2 protein-coding genes are annotated in these 1,128 nt (G+C 58.4%); one reads left to right on the forward strand and one right to left on the reverse strand.

The window, feature by feature from the left end:
- Window positions 1-568: outer membrane protein (locus AC1DT2_RS24100; protein ID WP_477299234.1), on the forward strand; the 568-nt coding region annotated here is incomplete at its 5' end.
- Between the two features lie 65 nt (window positions 569-633).
- On the opposite strand, the gene AC1DT2_RS24105 is transcribed toward AC1DT2_RS24100, so the two are convergent.
- Window positions 634-1,128 (reverse strand): glutathione binding-like protein (locus tag AC1DT2_RS24105; protein WP_477299236.1); only part of this gene is annotated, 495 nt, incomplete at its 5' end.

Raw genomic sequence — 1,128 nt, forward strand, 5'->3', positions numbered from 1 at the left:
GGATAAGAAGGACTCGGCATTCGGCGCCTTAGTCGGGTACCGCTGGGCAGTGGATCGACCGTTCTATATCGGTGTCGAAGGGGGCTATGTCGACCTGGGTAAGATCTCCAGCGTGTACGACAGGACCGAAACCACGATAAGCCGATCCCTGACAATCACCTCTGACTTTCACGACAAGTATGAACTGAAAGGACAAGCGTTACTGCTTGGCGCCAACGGCAAGTGGGTGCTTCCACACCACTGGACCATCACGGCTCGTCTCGGCCTCGCGCACTCGCGAAGCAAATACGATCACGATGCGACCGTGAACGTCGACAACGCATATGTCCTTCACGATGCGGCATCCATATATGTCAAGCACGTTACGTACGTCGAACACGCGTCGTCCCGCACCACTTCGACTGACAACGGTATCTATGCGGGCGTCGGCTTCGGCTACGATTTCACGGAGCATTTCGGCGTTTCGCTGAACTACGACAATTACTCATTGAAGGCTCAGAACATCACCAACGACAAGCGAACGGTGAACGTCGGCGTCTGGGGCGGGTCGGCAGAATTCCGTTTCTGATCGATGTTCGCCCTGCATGAGAAAACGGCCGCTTTCGCGGCCGTTTTCTTGTACGGCGCGCTCGCTCAGGTGCGTGACGGAATCTTGAGTCCGCGCTCCACACCCGGCCGCGATGTGCCGCGCTCGAGCCATGCAATGACGTTCTGGAAGTCATCGAAACCGACCAGCTCACGCGCGCCATAGAACGTCACCAGGTTGTTCACCCAACCCAGCGTGGCAATGTCCGCAATGGTGTATTCGTCGCCGACGATCCAGTCGCGACCCTCGAGGCGACGATCCAGCACGCCCAGCAAGCGTTTGGCCTCATCGACATACCGCTGCAGCGGGCGCTTGTCCTCGAACTCACGGCCAGCGAATTTGTGGAAGAAACCCACCTGGCCGAACATCGGTCCGATCGCGGCCATCTGGAAGAATACCCACTGGATGGTTTCCCAGCGCTTCGCCGCATCGGCGGGAATGAACTTCCCCGTCTTCTCGGCGAGGTAGAGCAGGATCGCGCCGGATTCGAACAGGCCGATCGGCTTACCGTCCGGACCGTTCGGATCGATCATCGCCGGAAT

The sequence above is a fragment of the Luteibacter sp. P4_E6 genome (assembly GCF_056401535.1).